Below are 19101 nucleotides of genomic sequence, written 5' to 3'. Positions count from 1 at the left end.
CCCACGGGCCCGGCCGGTCAGCCCCCGTCGAGGAGGAGCCGGTCGAACCGCTCCCGGACGACGCTCCAGTCCCAGGCCGAGAGGGCGTGTTCCGAAGCACGCCCGCCCGCCTTCCGCCAGGACTCCTCGGCCGAGGTGGTGTCCAGGACGCGGCGGGCGGCCTCCTCGGGAGAGCCGACGACCCAGCCCTCCGGGTACAGGGTCCGCGCGCTGTTCGCCCGCCCGGCGTAGAAGGGCCAGTCGCGGACGACCGGCACGGCGGCGCTCGCGGCGCCCTCCATCAGCCCCACATGGCATCCTTCGCGCACGGACGAACTGAGGATCACGCCGATGTCGCTCAGCACACCGGGCACGTCATCGGTCGGGCCCAGCCGTACCACCGCGCCGGATGCCACGAGAGGCTTCAGCGCCCGCTCGAAACGCTTCCGGTAGTCAGCGGTGGCCACGCTGGTCCTGGGGTTCATGTCACCGCCCACCAGAAGCAGCCGGTAGCGCTCGTCGTGCTCACGCACGCGCTTGAGCACGTCCACCGCCCACAGCGGATCCTTGGCGACCTGGCTGACGCCGATCAGACCGAGGTTGAACCGGGCTTCGGCCGGCTTGGGCCGGACGAACCCGGAGAGCTCCATCGCGTTGTCGAGCAGGTGCGTCCGCGGTGCTCCGGCGCCGCGCAGCCGCGGTACCAGCGACGTGACCAGGTCCTTCACATGGGGGGCGACGAAGACGAGGTCGTCGACGCGGGAGAAGTCCGTCATGTGGGGCCAGCGGGTGAACGCCTCGTAGCTGTGCAGGCGCACCACGATGCGGGTGTCGCCCGGGTCGATGGTGGTGAGCATCGAGGCCGGGCCGACGGACCAGTCGAGGAACACCGTGTCCGCCCAGTCCAGGTAGGGACGCATCAGCCGCTCGACATCCGCCCGGTAACCGGTCGCGCCGACGGCCAGCCGGTCCTCGAGCATGAGCCGCGCGGCCCACGAGACGCGCTTGAGCTGCTTCCGGGCGGCGAGGTCCAGGTAGCGGAGCTCGACCCGTGGATGGTCCTCGTACCGGGACAGGACGTGCTGGAGGAAATTGGCGTTGGCGCTCGTGGTGACGAGCAGGCGCAGCGGACGGCCGGCGGGAGGGCTTATTGCGGGGGTCTTCCTGCCCCGGGGCCGGGCGACCGCCTGGAACGCGGTCGAGGCATGGAGGCGCTCGGTGTGGTCCTGCGCGTTCTCGAGGAGCGGCGAGCTCAGTCCGTCCACGTGCAGCATGCGGTGGAAGCTGAGGAACAGCGCCCGGTCCAGAGCCTCGGACGCGGCCTCGTGGTCGCCTTCGGCGTACTGCTGGTCGGCCTGTGCGAGCCGTGCGCCGACCGCCGTGTGCAGGTCGCGGGGGATGATGCCCCCGGCGATCTCCGTCATGACGCCGTCGTCGAGCAGCTTCGCCCGGAGCGCGAGGTCGGGGATCCTGGAGGCCGCCGTCGTGAGCGCCATGGCGGCCCCACTGGTACGTCCGGCCCACCGCATGCCCTCCGCCACGTAGCGGGAGGCCGCCACCCGTGCCGAGACCGGCACACCCGGAGCGCTCAGCGCCGAACGCCAGAGCCGGGCCCCCAGGGCGGAGCGCATGACCGGACGCGCAGTCGCCGTACGCATCAGGGCGGCCGGAACCCCGTCGATGGAGCGGCGTACGTCCTTCACGACCCCCGGAGCCGGAAGCGCGGCCCGGCGGACGGCCGTCCCCCGCTGTCTGCGTCTGTCGAGCGCCGTGAGCGCGGCCAGGATGCCGAAGTGGGCCTCCGCCGTCGGGTTGTACTGCGCGAGCCGCCACACGGTGTAGACGGCCCCCGGGTCCAGGGCCACGATGACCTGAGCCTTCCGGGCTCGCCGCCGGAAGGGCCGGTCCCGCTGCGACTGCAGCCACACCCGCATGCCGAGGGGTGACGCCTCGGCTCTGCGCCGCACCGAACCGCTCCTGCGGGAGAGCCCCCGGGGCAGCTGATGCACCCCGTCCAGCGCGATGAGGGACAGTTCCTCCGCGACCCGCGCCACATGGAAGGTGCCGGCCAGGTGGACCGCTGCGCCGCGGTCACGGAACTTGTCCACCGAGTCCGCGAGGATGCCGGGCTCAGGCCGCTTGGTGGCGACGAACAGAACCTCCGTCACGATGCGGTCCCTCCTGTGACGATGGGCTTCTCGGCGGGCACCGTCGCGCCCACGGGGTTCGTACCCGATGCGCGGTCCGAGGCGAGCTGAGCGATCAGGTCCCTGACGGCGGCGGTCATCAGCGACTCCCGTGTGAACCGGTTCGCGTGGGCCATCGCCTCCGCGTGGACGGTGTCGCCGGTTCCGACGGCCATGTGCGCCGCGCGGACGAACGAGCGGGCCAGGGCCTCCTCGTCCAGACCGGCGGCGCCGGTCCACAGCGGGTGACCGCGCAGGACGTTCGACGCGTCGTGTTCGACGAGGTGCGCGGAAACGATCGGCAGCCCCGTCGCCATGTACTCGTACACCTTGCCCGAGGTGACGTAGCGGCCGCCGATGAGGATGAGGACCATGGCGTCCCAGCCGGCGTAGACCGAGGCGACCTCCGCCTTGGCGGCGGGACCGCCGAAGTGGACACCGTCGGCCTCGGCCTGCTTCAGGATCTCGGCGTGGCGGTTGGCCTCGCGGCCGGCGCCGTTGCCGATGTGGCCGCGTACCTCGAAACGCGCGTTGGCCAGCAGGGGCTCCTGCTCGCGGGCCGTACGCCAGGCGCTGAGCACCGTTTCGAGCTGCTGGGCGGTGAAGTTGACCGTGCCCAGGTAACCGAAGACGAGGCCGGATCCGGGGTCGGGGCGGTGTGCGCGGCCGGGTGAGCTGTCCGCGTCGTAACCGTTGCGTACGACCCGTACCCGGTCGGCGAAATCCGGGTAGCGCGTGCGGTAGTGCGCGGCGATCGGGTCGTTGACCACCCAGAGGGAGACCGCGTGGTCCAGGATCTTCTGCTCCCAGCGCCCGGGCTCGGAGTCGCGGGAGAAGGCTTCCTCGCCCTCGATCACATCGATGGACCAGCCGTCGCGGAAGTCGACCGCGTAGGGGACCCGCGCGTCCTCCCACAACCTCCACGCCGCGGCGAGGTTGACGTAGGGGACGCAGCTGGCGAGGAGGAGGTCCGCGTGGTGGTTGCGGTGGATGTCCAGCACGGCCTGTTCGAGAGCGCCCCGCCACTCGCCGAAGCTCGGCTCCGGGAAGGTGCCGGTCTGCCGGACCCGGAGCCGGGCCACCCATTCGTTGGGCCTGAGCGCGCGTTCCTCGTCGTAGAGACGGATGTCTGTCTCCAGATCCTCACGTGCCAAGGGGAGTTCGACGACGCGCACGAGCGGGTCGACCTGGTCCAGGAGGGTCAGGTCGACGCCGGAGTCCCGTTCCCAGGATTCGCGGGCGATCGTGACGACGGTGACGTCCCAGCCTGCGTTGACGAACTGGTTCGCGGTCTCACGCATGCGGTAGGCGCAGCTCTTCGCAGCTGGCGGGAAACCGATGGCGAGGTAGATCACGTGTGGCCGTGCGCCTTTCGCGGGCGGCCCGGACCTGGAGGACGCTGACATAACAGATGACGCTAGCATGGTGACATATGCCTATTTGTGCTGTTCGTGGCGCTCCATGCGTCACGCGCGCCGGCTACCCGCGTCCCAACCCTCCATGATGCGGACGACGTTCTGTGCCGCGTGGCCGTCGCCGTAGGGCGTGCCGGGGTCGGCCGTCGGCGCGGCCCGGGTCACCGTGTCGGCCCAGGCATCCGCGTCCATCGCGTGCGGATCGGGCACCAGGACGTTCCAGCCGGTGTCCACCGTCTCCACCCACTCCGTTTCGGGGCGGACGGTCGTGGCGATCCTCTTGAGGAGGAACGCCTCTTTCTGGAGGCCGCCGGAGTCGGTGACGACGCCGGAGGAGGCCAGCACGGCAGCGACGAGGCCCGCGTACGGGAGCGGACGGCCGACGTGGACGGAACCCTGGTCCAGCTTGATGCCGTGCTCCTCGGCGCGGGAGACCAGGCGTGGGTGGGCCAGCAGTGCGACCGGAGCGGGCAGGCCGGCCAGGGACTCCAGGACCGCCGACAGGCGGGCGGGGTCGTCGGTGTTGTCCGGACGGTGCAGCGTGGCGAGCAGGAACGGCCGGGCGGGGTCGATGCCCTCGGGCAGTGCGGGCTCGGGGTGCTCGCCGGCCAGCACCGCGTCGCGGATCCGCAGGCAGATGTCGACCATGACGTCACCGGCCAGCTCGGAGCGGTCGGAGAGCCCTTCCGCCGCGAGGTGGCGCATCGCCTCTTCGGTCGGCGCGAGGAGGAGGTCGGCGCAGTGGTCCGTCAGCACCCGGTTGTGCTCCTCCGGCATGCGCCGGTTGAAGGAGCGCAGCCCCGCTTCCAGATGGGCGACCGGGAGGTGCATCTTCACCGCGGACAGCGCGCCGGCGATGGTGGAGTTGGTGTCTCCGTATACCAGGACCCAGTCCGGTTTCTCCCGCTCGAGGACCGGGTCCAGCGCGGAGAGCACGGATCCGGTCTGCGCTCCGTGACTTCCGGAGCCGACGCCCAGGTGGACGTCAGGGTCGGGGATGCCGAGCCCGTCGAAGAACACGTCCGACAGGTCCGCGTCGTAGTGCTGTCCCGTGTGCACGATGACGTGTTCGTGTTCCGTGCCGGCGAAAGCGGCCGAGACGGGTGCCAGCTTCACCAATTGCGGGCGGGCGCCGACGATGCTGATGACTTTCACTGAGCACCCTTCTGCCAGGTCGGATCAAGGTGTGACGTCGGGCAGATCGTAGGCAATTGTCCAAGAATAGGCGGGATTTGCTCGGTGGTGTCGGCGTCGCGTCATGGAGCCGCCACCCGCATCGGGGGCGGTGTCCGTGATTCCGGATACGGGTGGTGAGGGCTTGTGGCCGGCGGGCCGGGCGCCGGCCGCTCAGCGCTCGGACAGGACGCCGTCCTCCTCCACGTACGCCGTGCCGGACCGGGGGCACACCCACACCCCCGGCTCGCCCTCGCGCTCCACGAGGCGGACGCCGGCCCGGCCGACCCAGCCGGTCCGCCGGGCCGGCACGCCGACCACGAGTGCGAAGTCCGCCACGTCCTTGGTCACCACGGCCCCGGCCGCGACCATGGCCCAGCGGCCGATCCGTACCGGTGCCACGCAGACCGCGCGCGCGCCCAGGGACGCGCCTTCGGCGATCCGTACACCGACGGCCTCCCAGTCCCCGCCACGTTTCCGGCGGCCTTCGGTGTCGACCGACCGCGGGTTGTGGTCATTGGTGAGGACCACCGCCGGGCCGACGAAGACTCCGTCACCGAGTTCGGCGGGCTCGTACACGAGCGCGTAGTTCTGGATCTTGACGTTGTCGCCGATGCGTACGCCGGCGCCCACGTACGCGCCACGGCCGATCACGCAGCCCTCGCCGAGACTGGCTCCCTCGCGGATCTGTGCGAGTTCCCAGACGCTGCTGCCTGCGCCGATCACGGCACTTCCGTCGACCTGGGCGGTGGGCTGGACTCGGTAGTTCACGGGACCACCTTCTGCGGCGCGGGTCTTCGGGGAAGCATACGATCTCTGGACAAAAAGCCTGTCCGTACGGCGTGTCCCCACGAGTCCGGGGTGCGTCCGGCGGCTTCGGCCGGCGGCCGGTTTGACCCCCCGCACCCCTCCCCGTAATCTTGAGCCTCGGCGTGTTTCTGTGCGCCTACCCCCTGAGCACATCCCTCCCGGTGATTCGTCCCCGGGGGAGGCCGCTCATCCTTCCGGACTGTCGCGGGCCCCGGCCCGCGCGGGCGGCTGGCATCAGGGGATCCGTTCCGAGTGAGAGAGAGATCCGCGTGTACGCCATCGTGCGCAGCGGTGGTCGCCAGCACAAGGTTGCTGTCGGCGACATCGTTGAGGTTGACAAGATTTCCACCGCCAAGGTTGGCGACACGGTCGAGCTCTCGACCCTGCTCGTTGTCGACGGCGACGCCGTGACCAGCGACCCCTGGGTCCTGGACGGCATCAAGGTCCAGGCCGAGATCGTGGACCACCACAAGGGCGCGAAGATCGACATCCTTCGCTACAAGAACAAGACGGGTTACCGCCGTCGCCAGGGTCACCGTCAGCAGTACACGGCGATCAAGGTCACCGGTATTCCCGCGGCTGCGAAGTAAGGGACTGACGAGACATGGCACACAAGAAGGGCGCATCGTCCACTCGGAACGGGCGCGATTCCAATGCTCAGCGGCTCGGCGTGAAGCGCTTCGGCGGTCAGGCCGTCAACGCCGGTGAGATCCTGGTCCGCCAGCGCGGCACCCACTTCCACCCGGGCACGGGCGTCGGCCGTGGCGGCGACGACACGCTGTTCGCGCTGACCGCCGGTGCAGTGGAGTTCGGTACGCACCGTGGCCGCAAGGTCGTGAACATCGTTCCCGTCGCTGCCTGAGTCAGGCAACGACCGAACGACACAGCACCTTCCGAGGGCGGATCCCAGCTTTCCCGGTAATCGGGGAAGCGGGTCCGCCCTCGGCGCGTTACGTCAAGAGACATTCCCGTATTTTTCCGCAGTACCTGGAGGCACCCACCATGACCACCTTCGTGGACCGCGTCGAGCTGCATGCCGCCGCGGGTAACGGAGGCCACGGCGTGGCCTCCGTTCACCGTGAGAAGTTCAAGCCGCTGGGCGGCCCCGACGGGGGCAACGGCGGACGCGGCGGCGATGTGATCCTCGTCGTCGAGCAGTCCGTCACCACGCTGCTCGACTACCACCACCACCCTCACCGCAAGGCCACGAACGGCCAGCCCGGCGCGGGTGACAACCGCTCCGGCAAGGACGGCCAGGACCTCGTGCTGCCCGTCCCGGACGGCACCGTCGTCCTCGACAAGGCGGGCAACGTCCTCGCGGACCTGGTCGGCCAGGGGACCACCTTCGTCGCAGGCCAGGGCGGCCGTGGAGGCCTCGGCAACGCCGCGCTGGCCTCCGCCCGCCGCAAGGCGCCCGGCTTCGCGCTGCTCGGCGAGCCGGGGGAGAGCCGGGACATCGTCCTGGAGCTCAAGACCGTCGCCGACGTCGCGCTCGTGGGCTATCCGAGCGCCGGCAAGTCCTCGCTGATCTCGGTGCTCTCCGCGGCGAAGCCGAAGATCGCGGACTACCCGTTCACGACGCTCGTCCCCAACCTGGGCGTCGTCACCGCCGGCTCGACCGTCTACACCATCGCCGACGTCCCGGGGCTCATCCCGGGCGCCAGCCAGGGCAAGGGCCTCGGCCTGGAGTTCCTGCGGCACGTCGAGCGCTGCTCCGTACTCGTGCACGTGCTGGACACCGCGACGCTGGAGTCGGACCGCGACCCCGTCTCGGACCTGGACATGATCGAGGAGGAACTGCGGCTGTACGGCGGCCTCGAGAACCGCCCGCGCATCGTGGCCCTCAACAAGGTCGACATCCCGGACGGCCAGGACCTCGCCGACATGATCCGCCCCGACCTGGAGGCTCGCGGCTACCGCGTCTTCGAGGTCTCGGCCATCGCGCACAAGGGCCTCAACGATCTCAGTTACGCCCTCGCCGGGATCATCGCCGAGGCGCGGGCCACGCGGCCGAAGGAGGAGTCGACCCGGATCGTCATCCGTCCCAAGGCCGTTGACGACGCCGGCTTCACGGTGACCGTGGAGGAAGACGGCATCTACCGTGTGCGTGGCGAGAAGCCCGAGCGCTGGATCCGTCAGACCGACTTCAACAACGACGAGGCCGTCGGGTACCTCGCCGACCGGCTCAACCGCCTCGGTGTCGAGGACGCGCTCCGCAAGGCGGGCGCCCAGGCCGGCGACGGCGTGGCCATCGGTGCCGAGGACAACGCGGTCGTCTTCGACTGGGAGCCGACCATGGCCGCCGGTGCGGAGATGCTCGGCCGCCGTGGCGAGGACCACCGCATGGAGGCTCCGCGCCCGGCCGCGCAGCGCCGCCGCGAGCGCGAGTCCGAGCGTGACGTCGCGCAGCGCGAGTACGACGAGTTCGACCCCTTCTAGCCGTCGATCCGGGTGCCCCCCCCACGCCGCGGGGCACCCGGATCCGGACCGGCTTCGACGAGGATTCGCAGAGAACGAGCAGGTAGGGGCACGTATCCGCGGCCGGTGATGTGCGGATTGCGTAACACGTCTGTGGAGTCTGTCACTCCGGCGACGACCTCGAAGGACCCAATCTGCCTGGCCAGGCGGTGAACTGCGGGTTTCCCAGAGGCGAGTGCAGGTAAACGTCCACCTTGCGAGATAGTCACGGAGAGTGCGACCATCACACTGTTCCCCCCTGTCATCGCAAGGTAGGTCGTCTGTGTCTGTGCCGCATGTAGCCAAGCCCCGGACCACAGCGGTCGTTCTCGCCGGTGGGACCGGCCAGCGCGTGGGACTGTCGATCCCCAAGCAGCTGCTGAAGATCGCCGGTAAGGCGGTCATCGAGCACACGCTGAGCATCTTCGAGAACGCCGAGGGCATCGACGATGTCATCGTGCTCATGGCGCCCGGCTTCGTGCCCGACGTCGAGAAGATCGTCGCCAAGGCCGGGCTGACCAAGGTCATCAAGGTCATCGAGGGTGGCAGCACCCGGAACGAGACCACCGAGCGCGCCATCTCGGCCCTCGGCGAGGGGCTCGCGGAGGGCGAGGACCGCAACGTCCTCTTCCACGACGCGGTCCGTCCGCTGCTGTCACAGCGCGTCATCAAGGACTGTGTGGACGCCCTCGACCGCTACCAGGCCGTCGACGTCGCCATCCCGTCCGCCGACACGATCATCGTGACCCGCACCCACGGTGAGGACGGCGAGTTCATCACCGACGTCCCGGACCGGTCCCGGCTGCGCCGCGGCCAGACCCCGCAGGCGTTCAAGCTGTCCACGATCCGCAAGGCGTACGAGGTCGCGGCCGGTGACCCGAACTTCCAGGCCACCGACGACTGTTCGGTGGTCCTGCGGTACCTCCCCGACGTGCCGATCTACGTGGTCGCGGGCGACGAGTACAACATGAAGGTGACCCAGCCGGTCGACGTCTTCATCACCGACAAGCTCTTCCAGCTGGCCTCCACCGCCGCCCCGCGCCCGGCCGACGAGGCCGCCTACCGCGAGCTGCTCTCGGGCAAGACCCTGGTCGTCTTCGGCGGTTCGTACGGCATCGGGGCCGACATCGCCGCGCTGGCCGAGCAGTACGGCGCCAGCGTGTACGCGCTGGGCCGCTCCACCACCGGTACGCACGTCGAGAACCCGGAGCACATCGACGACGCGCTGTCCAAGGCGTACGCCGAGACCGGCCGCATCGACTACGTGATCAACACCGCGGGCGTGCTGCGCATCGGCAAGCTGGCGGAGACGGACAACACGACGATCCAGGAAGCACTGAACGTCAACTACCTGGCGCCGGTGCAGATCGCCCGCGCCTCGTACAAGTACCTGGCGGAGACCCAGGGGCAGTTGCTGCTGTACACCTCCAGCAGCTACACCCGGGGCCGCGCCGAGTACAGCCTCTACTCCTCCACCAAGGCCGCCATGGTGAACCTCACCCAGGCGCTGGCCGACGAGTGGGCGGGCGAAGGCGTCAGGGTCAACTGTGTGAACCCGGAACGCACCGCCACCCCCATGCGCACCAAGGCGTTCGGCTCGGAGCCCGAGGGCTCGCTCCTCTCGTCCGAGGCCGTGGCGCGCACCTCGCTGGACGTACTCCTGTCCGCGATGACGGGCCACGTCATCGACGTGCGGCAGCAGGACCCGACCCGTGATGTCACCGAAGCATCGGGATTCGAGCAGGCGCTGGCCTCGGTTCTTGACCGTCAAGAAGATGTGTAATAATTCTTGACAAATGTACTTTTACGGGCCTCTGGGCTCACCGAAAGGTGAATCCAGAGGCCCGAGTGCGTGAATCCGAGTCTTCACATTTCCCTCTATACGTGAATCAACCGGCACCCCCTGGAGCAGGTCCTTCGTGATTTCGACAGCCATCCGCCTGGCCCGTGTGGGCAGCCGGTCAGAACTGTTGGCAGCGGCATTGATGATGCTGGGATACCCCTGCGTCCTGGTTGCCGCTCTTGTCCCCGATATCTGGTTCTTCGCGGCGGCCACGGCTGTCACGTACATCGCGGACTGGTATCTGCACCAGCGGGGCAGCTATCTGGTCAACCGGCTCGGAAAGGTGCGGGCGGGACTGTCCATCCGCTTCCTGCTCCGCCAGCTGATGATCATCCTGCTGCTGGCCCGGCTGGGCCTCGCCGAGGAGCCGCTCTTCTACGCGGCCGTCGCGTGCTTCCTCCTTTTCTACGGTCTGCAGGCCCCGCAGGGCGCTCTGACGACGCTGATCCGCCTGCGCCGCAGTCTGCCGATCGTCACCCGGAACGTGGACCTGCACGCCGTCCGCATCCCCGACGCCCCGCCCCGTGCGCTGCTGCACCGCGCCAGCGAGAAGATGCTCCACCTGGACCTCCCCGCTGTGGTGGGGGTTCTCATCGCCGCCGGTACCGGCGAGGACTTCATCGGCTACATCGGGGCCGCTCTCACCCTGCTGCTCGCCCTCGGCTACAACGCCCTGCTCGTCCCGTACCTCCGTCGCGGCCGGCGGGCGCCGTCGGCCCAGGTCGTGCTGAACGCCCTGGACACCTGGCTGGGTGAGTACCAGCCGACCGTCGTGCTCTACTTCTCCGGCTCCAGCGAGTCCGCCTACCAGGGCAACATGTGGCTCGACACCATGGCCGCCGTCGAGGGCCGCCCGCTGATCGTCATGCGTGAGCGCAACCTGGTCGCGCAGCTCGCGGACACCTCCGTGCCCGTGGTCTGCGTGCCCGCCGGCACCCACCTGATGAACCTGAACCTCTCCACCGTCCGTGTGTGCCTCTATCCGGCCAACGTCGGCAAGAACATCCACATGCTGCGCGTCCCGACCATGAAGCACGTCTTCATCGGCCACGGTGACAGCGACAAGCTGGCCAGCGTCAACCCGTACTCCAAGGTGTACGACGAGGTCTGGACGGCAGGCCGCGCCGGCCGGGACCGCTACGCCCTGGCCGACGTCGGTGTCCGCGACGAGGACATCGTCGAGGTCGGGCGGCCGCAGCTGGCGCCCATCCAGAGCTGGACCGGCACCACGAGGAACCCCATCCCGACGGTGCTGTACGCGCCCACCTGGGAGGGCTGGGACAACAACCCCGGCAACACCTCGCTGCTGCTGGCCGGTGAGAACATCGTCCGCCGGCTGCTGAAGGCGGACAGCCCGGTCCGGGTCATCTACAAGCCGCACCCGTTCACCGGTATCCGCAGCCCCGAGGCCAAGGCCGTCAACGCCCGGATCAAGGCACTCCTGGTCGCGTCCGCGCGGGAGCGCGCCGCGGACCCGCGCTGGGTGAAGGAAGCCTCGGCCGCCGCTGCCGGGCAGGCCGAGGCCGCGGCGGAACTGATCCGCATCGAGGCGCGCCTGGCCGCGCTGGCGAAGCCCGGCCGGTCAGGGGGCGACGAGTCGGAGGAGTCGCGGGTCGCGCTCTCCGATCCGGCGCGCCAGACCGAGATCGCCGGCCTGCGGGTCGAATGGAACGACGCCTACTGGCGTTCCTTCGGCTGGTGGGAGCACAGGACGGTCACCGGCGCGCAGCCGAAGCTGTACGACTGCTTCAACCAGTCCGACGCCATGGTCTCGGACATCTCCAGTGTGGTGTCCGACTTCATCGCGAGCGGCAAGCCGTACGCGGTCACGGACTCCGCGGAGCTCGGCGCGGAGGAGTTCAGGCGCCAGAACACCGCAGTGCGGGCGGCCGTCATACTCTCCAACAGCGCGCAGGAGATCGACGAGTTGCTGCGCGCCGTCGCCGACCCGGCCACGGACCCGCTGGCCGAGGCGCGCCACGAGCTGAAGGCCTACCTGCTCGGTCCGGACGAGCCGACCTCGATGGAGCAGTTCAACGCCGCAGTGCAGGCCCTCACGGTCAAGGCGGAAGCCCGTAACGCGGGTGTCGCGCAGCGCGTCGGCGGGCAGCCGCCCGCCCCGCTGCCCGACCCCGAGGCCGAGTTCAGCGGTGCCGGGGACGGGACGGCGGAGATCGCCGCCGAGGCCGAGGCCGCGGTCGATCCCGACGCGCCGGCCCCCGACGCCGACGCGGAAATCGGTGCGGACCCTTCGGCCCTGCGCTGATCGCAGTGTGCCCGGCCGGCGGCGGGAAGTGACGCCACCGGCCGCGTTCCGACCGACCGCGCGGTGTCATCCGGCTGTCGTCCAGTTGTCCGAAACACGTCTGGTTCACGACGCAACCTACGCAACGGCCCGTCCGTCTTCTCCCAAGGGAGGGGAACGTACGGGCCGTTTGGCGTGGCCGTGCAGGAACGGGGCATATGCAGCGTTCCATCGGTTCTCCTGATTGATAGTGTTATGTGTGAACCGGGGAGAAATGAGTAGTAGCGCACCAGATGTGACCGTCATCATCGGCGCATACGAAGCGATGCCGTACCTGATCCGCTGCCTGGATTCCGTAGAAGCGCAGACGCTTCCGGCCGGTCGCATCGAGATCGTGGCCGTCGACGACGGTTCCACCGACGGCACGGGGGAGTACCTGGAGGAGTTCGCGGCCAGAACAGCCATCGACATGCGCGTCGTACGTCAGAAGAACTCCGGCGGTCCCAGCGGCCCGCGCAACGTCGGGCTGGGTCTGGCCCGCGGCCGGTACGTCTTCTTCCTCGACGCGGATGACTACTTCGGCGAGGAGGCCCTGGAGCGGATGGTCGCGATGGGCGACCGGGCCGGCACGGATGTGGTGCTGGGGAAGGTCGTCGGCGTCAACCGCGGTGCGGCGAAGTCGATGTGGAAGCAGACGGTCGAGCGGGCAGACCTCTACTCCTCCAACATCAAGTTCACCCTGAGCGCCCAGAAGCTGTTCCGCCGGGACCTTCTGGTGCGGCTCGGGATGAAGTTCGACGAGGAGCTCAAGACCGGTGAGGACGCACTCTTCACCATGGAGGCGTATCTGCGGGGCAACGGCGTCTCCGTCGTGGCCGACTACACCTGCTACTACCTGGTGGGCCGAGACGACGGCAAGCACGTGACGAAAAGCGGCAGTTACCTGCTCCGCTTCGACTCCGCCCGGGCACTGATGGGCCTCATCGCCGCTCATGTGCCGCCGGGGCCGAAGCGGGACGTCCTGATGGTCCGGCCGTTCGTCATCACGCTGCTCCCGCAGTTCGGACCCGCATTGCTGCGGCAGTCCGACGAGGTGCGGAAGAAGAAGATGGAGCTGGCGGCGCCGCTGCTGGAGGCCCACTGGTCACCGGGGCTTGCCCGGCGTCTCAAGGTCAACGAGCGGCTCAGGCTGATCTGCCTCGAGAAGGGCAGACTCGACCTGCTTCTGGACATCCTGCAGTTCATGAAGGACGGCAAGAAGCCCCGTGTGGTCCGGAAGGGTCTGCGGGGCCGGCTGTATCTGGACTACCCGCACTTCGGCGAGGGTGCGGCGCTGCCTCTCTCCGCATACGAGGTGACCGTGCCCGAATGGATCGGCCGCAAGCGGGTCGATGCGCCGGGGCGTCAGTCCATGGCCGTCTTCCTGCGGCGGCTGTCGGGCAAGGCGCGCAGGGCGGCCCGGTCCGCCCGCCCGCACACGCCGCGCCGCGCCCACGAGGTCTGAGCGGGCGCGGCGGCAGGGGACGTGATCCCTACTGTTCGGGGCGCAGCAGCTTCCGGACCGGGCCCCCCACCACGCGCCGGGCGCGCCGGTAGGCGGACGGCCGCGCGGCCGTTCCCTCGCTCGTCTGCACCCTCAGCCTGACCGGGCCGGCGCCCTTCTTCTCGAGCTGGCCGCGCAGCACCGCGTTCTGCGCGGCCAGCTCGTCCATCCGGCTCTGCATCCAGCTGAAACGGCTGCTCAGCGAGTCGGGGTCGGACTCGGTCCACGGGCGGACGGCGGGTGGAAGGGCGAGCTTGGACATCTGTGCGTCGAACGCCTTGCCGCTGTCGCCGTGGTGGAAGGTGTTCTCCAGGCCGTTCCGCTCCATGAAGCCGGTGAAGCGCAGGAAGCGTTCCTTGTGCCCGTTCACCAGCTCGCCGAAGTCCGCCGCCTCGTACAGTTCGGCGGGGTCGGTGTTCGCGGGCGTCTCGGAGATCTTGCGGTGCGGAATGCCGAAGTACCGGCAGAGCTCCAGGGTCCGTGAGTCGCTGCAGAGCACGGTGCTCGGAACGCCGGCCAGGAGAGCCGCGATGTTTCCGTGGATGCGCGAGCCGAACGAGAAGTCGAACGCGCGTAGTTCCTCGATCCAGGTGGCCGGGTCGACGTAGAGCCTGACCTTGCCCTCGCGGTACATCGGGTGGGACGGATGGGTCGGCATCGAGGTCTGGGCGCCGATCGGGTTCGACGTCTCCCGCCAGTGGAGCAGCTGGGCCTCGAGGAGGTTCTGACCGACGAACCGCAGGTGCGGATAACGCTCGTGGGCCTGACGGATTATGGCGTCGAGGCCGTGCGACCGTACGGCGCTGTGCGATCCGTTCACCGAGATGCGGGATTCCGCGGTGAGCGACTCGGCCTTCTTCTCCAGCGAGAACGTCTCGCCGTTCATGAACATCGAGGGGCAGCCGATGACCTCGACGTCCCGGAACCCCATGCTCTTGAGGTACTGCTCGGTGAACTCTCCCCGTACGCCGATGGAGGCGCTGCGGTTGAGTACCTGCGTGACGAACTCCCTGACCGTCGCCTCCATCGGCTTCAGCCGGGACGCGTTGTACTGGAGGTCGGCCTGCGCGCCGACACCCAGGACGACCACGGGGATGCGCAGCTTCTTGATCAGCTGTGTCATCCGCCGCAGGGGGCGCTCGAAGGTCGGGCGGAAGGCGTTCGCCAGGGGCACGACGAAGACGTCGAACTCCTCGTTTATGCGAGCGGCCGCCGACGGGTCCGTGCGGATGCCGTTGGAGAAGACCGCTGCCCGAGGGGTCGTCAGAATCTTGTGGGCCGCGTCGCTGAAGATCAGGTTGCCCGCGTTGGTCGCGAAGACATCTCTGTCGAGGGACTGCTCGAGCGAAGCCACGTCGAAGGGGCTTTTGCCCGATCTGAGGAGAATGCGCCTCTGCGGGGTCGGTTCATCTGTCACGTAATAGAGGGTAGCCCGATGAATGGCTGGTGGAGATTACGTAAATGGCTCCATTCGGGGGCATGTCGAAAGGTGACTCGGGGCGGTCGGTCTGCGTAGGGGTGTCCAGTGGGTGACAGCAGCTGAGACGGCGCGGTGCCCGCCCGGACCCTCGCGTAGATTGAGGAGAACCGAGCAGGACGACGTGATGGGGACGGGCGTACGTGTCAGGGGCAAGGGAATCCGAAGGCGCGGCGGGGGCACCCGAAGGCGAGTTCCGCCCACCCTCCGGGGTGAGCGCGGGGCGTAGGCCCGGAGTGACGGACGCCCGCAGGGTCGTCGTCAAGGTCGGATCCTCCTCCCTCACCACCGCGGCGGGAGGGCTCGACGCCGACCGGGTCGACGCGCTCGTCGACGTGCTCGCCAAGGTCAGGAGCGGCGGGGAGCGCGAGATCGTCCTCGTCTCCAGCGGAGCCATCGCGGCGGGCCTCGCCCCCCTCGGGCTCGTCCGCCGACCCAAGGACCTGGCCAGGCAGCAGGCCGCGGCCAGTGTCGGTCAGGGGCTGCTCGTCGCCCGCTACACCGCGTCCTTCGCCCGCTACGGCGTACGGGTCGGCCAGGTGCTTCTCACCTCGGACGACACCAGTCGGCGCGCCCACTACCGCAACGCCTACAGCACGCTCGACCAGCTGCTGGAGATGGGTGCGTTCCCCGTCGTCAACGAGAACGACACGGTGGCCACCGACGAGATCCGCTTCGGGGACAACGACCGGCTCGCCGCGCTCGTCGCCCACCTGGTCCACGCCGACCTCCTCGTGCTCCTTTCCGACGTCGACGGACTCTACGACGGGGACCCGAGCAAGCAGGGCACCTCCCGCATCGCGGAGGTGAGCGGGCCGGCCGACCTGGAAGGCGTCACCATCGGCAGCGCGGGGAAGGCGGGCGTCGGCACCGGTGGCATGGTCACCAAGGTCGAGGCGGCCCGGATCGCCACCGCCGCCGGGATCCCGGTGGTGCTCACTTCGGCGAGCCGCGTCGCCGACGCTCTCGCGGGGCGCGACACCGGCACGTACTTCCACCGCACCGGGCGCCGCTCGGCCGACCGGCTGCTCTGGCTGGCCCATGCCTCGACCCCGCGGGGCGCCCTCACGCTCGACGAAGGAGCCGTGCGCGCCGTCGTCGAACGCCGCACCTCCCTGCTGCCCGCCGGGATCTCCGCCGTAGAGGGGGAGTTCTCCGCCGGGGACCCGGTCGAGCTGCGCGACCCCGCAGGCCGGGCCGTCGCCCGCGGGCTCGTCAACTTCGACGCCAAGGAGATCCCCCAGCTGCTCGGCAGGTCGACCCGCGACCTGGCGCGTGAACTGGGCCCCGCCTACGAGCGGGAAGTCGTACACAGGGACGATCTCGTCGTCCTCACGCCCCACCCGGCCCCCCGAAACGGCTGAAAGTCCAGCCTCAGGGCGGAGACCTTCACGAAAACCGCCACACGCCCGGCCCCGGGCTGGTCAACTTTGTCACGGGGACACAAAGGGGTCGGTACAGCCAGGCATCACAGGAGGCCGCCGGTGAGACGAGCACGCCCGGGGGCGCTGCCCCGCGGAACGGGCAGTCGTGCCCTGACCAGCGTCGGGGCGGGAGCCGACTTCGTCGGCACGCCCACCGACGAGAGCCTGGAGCAGGTACCGGTGGTGACGGAAGAGGAGCTGACCCGCTCCAAGCTGTGGCACATCACCCTCAGCGTCTCCGGCGGCGAGACGCCGCTGAAGGAGGTCAGGCGCGGACTGGAGCAGCTGGCGCACGACCACCCCTTCCTGCTGACCAGCCGGTATGCCAACGACCACGCGGAGATCCGCTACTGGGAAGAGGCCAGGGACCTTCACGACGCCGCCGCTGTGGCACTGCGGCTGTGGGGTGAGCACCGCTCCAGCGCGAAGCTCCCGCCGTGGGAGATCGTCGGTCTGGAGGTCATCGACCGGGAGACGTACCACCTGCGTATCGCCGAGGGCTACGGCCCGCCACCGGCAGCACCTGTCGGTGTGCACCCGTACTGACAGGCCGGGGCCGGTCGGTGCGTCCCTGCTCGGCGGTGCGGGCGCTTGCGTACGCCCAGGCGGGCCCGACGGGGTACACCAGGCAGGCCCGACGGGGTGCCCAAGCACCGGTACGGCTGTCTCGCATCACGGGATACGTGAGGGACGCCCGCAGTGGGCGCACTACCCTGCGGGCATGACCACGCTTTCGCCGTACGACAACATGTCCCCGGTCGCCCAGGCCGCCTACCGGGCACGCGCCGCCGCCGACGACATCGCGCCACTCCCGCGCGCGGCGAAGGACGACGCACTGCTGGCGATCGCGGACGCACTCGAGGTGCGCACCAGCGAGATCGTCGAGGCCAACGCCGAGGACGTCGCGAAGGCCAGGGAGGCCGGGACGAGCGAGTCGGTCGTCGACCGGCTCACGCTCACCCCGGAGCGGATCCGCGCGATCGCCGCGGACGCCCGCGACGTGGCGGCGCTCCCCGACCCGGTCGGCGAAGTGGTCCGGGGCTCCACCCTCCCCAACGGCATCGATCTGCGCCAGGTGCGGGTGCCGCTCGGGGTGGTCGGCATCATCTACGAGGCCCGGCCCAATGTCACGGTCGATGCCGCCGCGCTCTGCCTGAAGTCGGGCAACGCGGTGCTGCTGCGCGGTTCCTCGTCGGCGTACGCCTCCAACACCGCACTCGTGCGCGTGCTCCGTGACGCGGTGGGCGGTTCCGGTCTGCCGGCGGACGCGGTGCAGCTCGTCCCGGGAGAGAGCCGCGACTCGGTGCGCGAACTGATGCGGGCCCGCGGCCTCGTCGACGTACTGATCCCTCGGGGCGGCGCCTCCCTGATCCGCACGGTCGTGGAGGAGTCGACGGTCCCCGTCATCGAGACGGGCACCGGCAACTGCCACGTGTACGTCGACGCGCAGACCGACCTCCGCATGGCCGTCGAGATCCTGGTCAACTCCAAGGCGCAGCGCCCGAGCGTGTGCAACGCCGCCGAGACCCTCCTGGTCCACAAGGACATCGCCGCTGACTTCCTGCCCCTGGCCCTGGACGCGCTGGCCGAGGCCGGGGTGACCGTGCACGGCGACGAGCGGGTGCTCACGTACGCCGAGGGGTCCAAGGCCAGCGTCGTGGCTGCCACGCCCGAGGACTGGGAGACCGAATACCTCTCGTACGACATCGCCGCCGCGGTCGTGGAGTCCCTGGAGTCAGCCGTGGCGCACATCCGGCTCTGGTCCTCCGGTCACACCGAGGCGATCGTCACCACCTCGCAGGCGGCGGCCCGCCGCTTCACCCAGTTGGTGGACTCGACGACGGTCGCCGTGAACGCGTCCACGCGCTTCACGGACGGCGGCCAGTTCGGATTCGGCGCCGAGATCGGCATCTCCACGCAGAAGCTGCACGCCCGTGGGCCCATGGGGCTGCCGGAGCTGACGTCGACGAAGTACATCGTCACCGGCGACGGCCACATCCGTTAGCGGGCATCCGTCCGACGATGGTCCCGGCGGGGCGGGCGAGTTTGCGGGCTCCCTGCCCAAAATGGTCCGCCGAGGCTACGCTGAAGCTGTGCCGGACAACGTGGGGGGCAGGCCGTTCCCGGACGGCTGGGAGCCCGACGACGACCGCGGGGGCGCGGACGAGGACTTCGCCGCCGTGGTGTTCGACGAGGACTTCGTCCGGTCCGCCGAGATCCACGAACCCACCGCGGTGGAGCGCCTGCTCGCCGCCGCCGAGGCCCGCGCGGAAGCCGAGGCCGGCAGGGCGCGTCCGGGTGGCGGCGCCCTGGACGACCTCTACGACGACGGTTACGGGCCGGACGGCGTGTACGGCCGCGAGCGGGCCTTCGACGCTTCCTACGACCCTGGTGGTCCCGACGGCGGAGACGAGGACGGCAACGGCCCCTACGGGCGCCATGGCGGCTCCCTGCGCCCTTACCGGGGCACGGCTCGCTGGCACCGCCCGGTCGCCTGGCTGCTCGCCCTGCTGATGGGTATCGGGATGGTCGCGCTGGCTTTCAGCGCC

General features: G+C 69.7%; 15 protein-coding genes. 10 read left to right on the top strand and 5 right to left on the bottom strand.

The genetic code is table 11. The features are described 5' to 3' along the window. Positions 1–17: 17 nt before the first annotated feature. From BFF76_RS24715 to BFF76_RS24700, 4 genes are all read right to left on the bottom strand, one after another. On the bottom strand, positions 18–2147 hold the full coding sequence (locus BFF76_RS24715) for a glycosyltransferase family protein (protein WP_065849089.1): 2130 nt from the start codon (positions 2145–2147) through the stop codon (positions 18–20). Next, entirely contained in the window at positions 2144–3520 is a 1377-nt protein-coding gene (locus BFF76_RS24710) for a glycosyltransferase (RefSeq protein ID WP_053928585.1), read from the bottom strand. Before BFF76_RS24710 ends, BFF76_RS24715 begins: the two co-directional genes overlap by 4 nt. 111 nt (positions 3521–3631) lie before the next feature. Further along, complete coding sequence (wecB, locus tag BFF76_RS24705) at positions 3632–4735, bottom strand: non-hydrolyzing UDP-N-acetylglucosamine 2-epimerase (RefSeq protein WP_031091920.1); 1104 nt, start codon at positions 4733–4735, stop codon at positions 3632–3634. 192 nt (positions 4736–4927) lie between these two features. Then, the gene (locus tag BFF76_RS24700; RefSeq protein WP_065849088.1) at positions 4928–5524 is read right to left on the bottom strand and encodes an acyltransferase; all 597 of its coding nucleotides are present in this window, start codon (positions 5522–5524) and stop codon (positions 4928–4930) included. Between the two features lie 308 nt (positions 5525–5832). Between BFF76_RS24700 and rplU the strand changes: the two genes are divergently transcribed. The 6 genes from rplU to BFF76_RS24670 all read left to right on the top strand — a co-directional run bounded on the left by rplU (position 5833) and on the right by BFF76_RS24670 (position 13612). Beyond that, positions 5833–6153 (top strand): 50S ribosomal protein L21, encoded by a 321-nt coding sequence (rplU, locus tag BFF76_RS24695; protein WP_015577124.1) that lies wholly within the window; start codon positions 5833–5835, stop codon positions 6151–6153. Positions 6154–6167: 14 nt separating this feature from the next. After that, complete coding sequence (rpmA, locus tag BFF76_RS24690; RefSeq protein WP_014045902.1) at positions 6168–6425, top strand: 50S ribosomal protein L27; 258 nt, start codon at positions 6168–6170, stop codon at positions 6423–6425. 140 nt (positions 6426–6565) lie between these two features. After that, positions 6566–8002 carry a GTPase ObgE gene (obgE, locus tag BFF76_RS24685; RefSeq protein WP_031091914.1) on the top strand — a complete coding sequence of 479 codons (1437 nt, stop codon included), beginning with the start codon at positions 6566–6568 and terminating at the stop codon, positions 8000–8002. A 301-nt stretch (positions 8003–8303) separates the two neighbouring features. After that, positions 8304–9803, top strand: coding sequence for a bifunctional cytidylyltransferase/SDR family oxidoreductase (locus tag BFF76_RS24680; protein WP_031091912.1), 1500 nt, complete (start codon positions 8304–8306; stop codon positions 9801–9803). 136 nt (positions 9804–9939) lie between these two features. Further along, positions 9940–12129 carry a hypothetical protein gene (locus tag BFF76_RS24675; RefSeq protein ID WP_031091910.1) on the top strand — a complete coding sequence of 730 codons (2190 nt, stop codon included), beginning with the start codon at positions 9940–9942 and terminating at the stop codon, positions 12127–12129. A 253-nt stretch (positions 12130–12382) separates the two neighbouring features. Then, a complete protein-coding gene (locus BFF76_RS24670) occupies positions 12383–13612 on the top strand; it encodes a glycosyltransferase family 2 protein (protein WP_065849087.1) in 1230 nt (409 codons plus the stop codon). 28 nt (positions 13613–13640) lie between these two features. Here the strand turns inward: BFF76_RS24670 and BFF76_RS24665 are convergent, their stop codons facing one another. Beyond that, positions 13641–15068, bottom strand: a complete 1428-nt coding sequence (locus BFF76_RS24665) for a polysaccharide pyruvyl transferase family protein (protein WP_031091900.1) — start codon at positions 15066–15068, stop codon at positions 13641–13643. A gap of 296 nt (positions 15069–15364) precedes the next feature. On the opposite strand from BFF76_RS24665, the gene proB reads away from it, so the two are divergent. The 4 genes from proB to BFF76_RS24645 all read left to right on the top strand — a co-directional run. Beyond that, on the top strand, positions 15365–16492 hold the full coding sequence (proB, locus tag BFF76_RS24660) for a glutamate 5-kinase (protein WP_065849086.1): 1128 nt from the start codon (positions 15365–15367) through the stop codon (positions 16490–16492). Between the two features lie 120 nt (positions 16493–16612). Then, on the top strand, positions 16613–17098 hold the full coding sequence (locus BFF76_RS24655; RefSeq protein ID WP_053928583.1) for a hypothetical protein: 486 nt from the start codon (positions 16613–16615) through the stop codon (positions 17096–17098). Between the two features lie 175 nt (positions 17099–17273). Further along, positions 17274–18557, top strand: a complete 1284-nt coding sequence (locus tag BFF76_RS24650; RefSeq protein WP_031091895.1) for a glutamate-5-semialdehyde dehydrogenase — start codon at positions 17274–17276, stop codon at positions 18555–18557. Between the two features lie 88 nt (positions 18558–18645). Next, a partial coding sequence (locus BFF76_RS24645) for an SCO2584 family spore wall biosynthesis protein (RefSeq protein ID WP_065849085.1) occupies positions 18646–19101 on the top strand: 456 nt, incomplete at its 3' end.

The organism is Streptomyces mutomycini (assembly GCF_001700505.1).
GTDB lineage: Bacteria > Actinomycetota > Actinomycetes > Streptomycetales > Streptomycetaceae > Streptomyces > Streptomyces mutomycini.
Note: the sequence above shows the minus strand (reverse complement) of the source record. Positions and strands in the feature narration are given on the sequence as shown.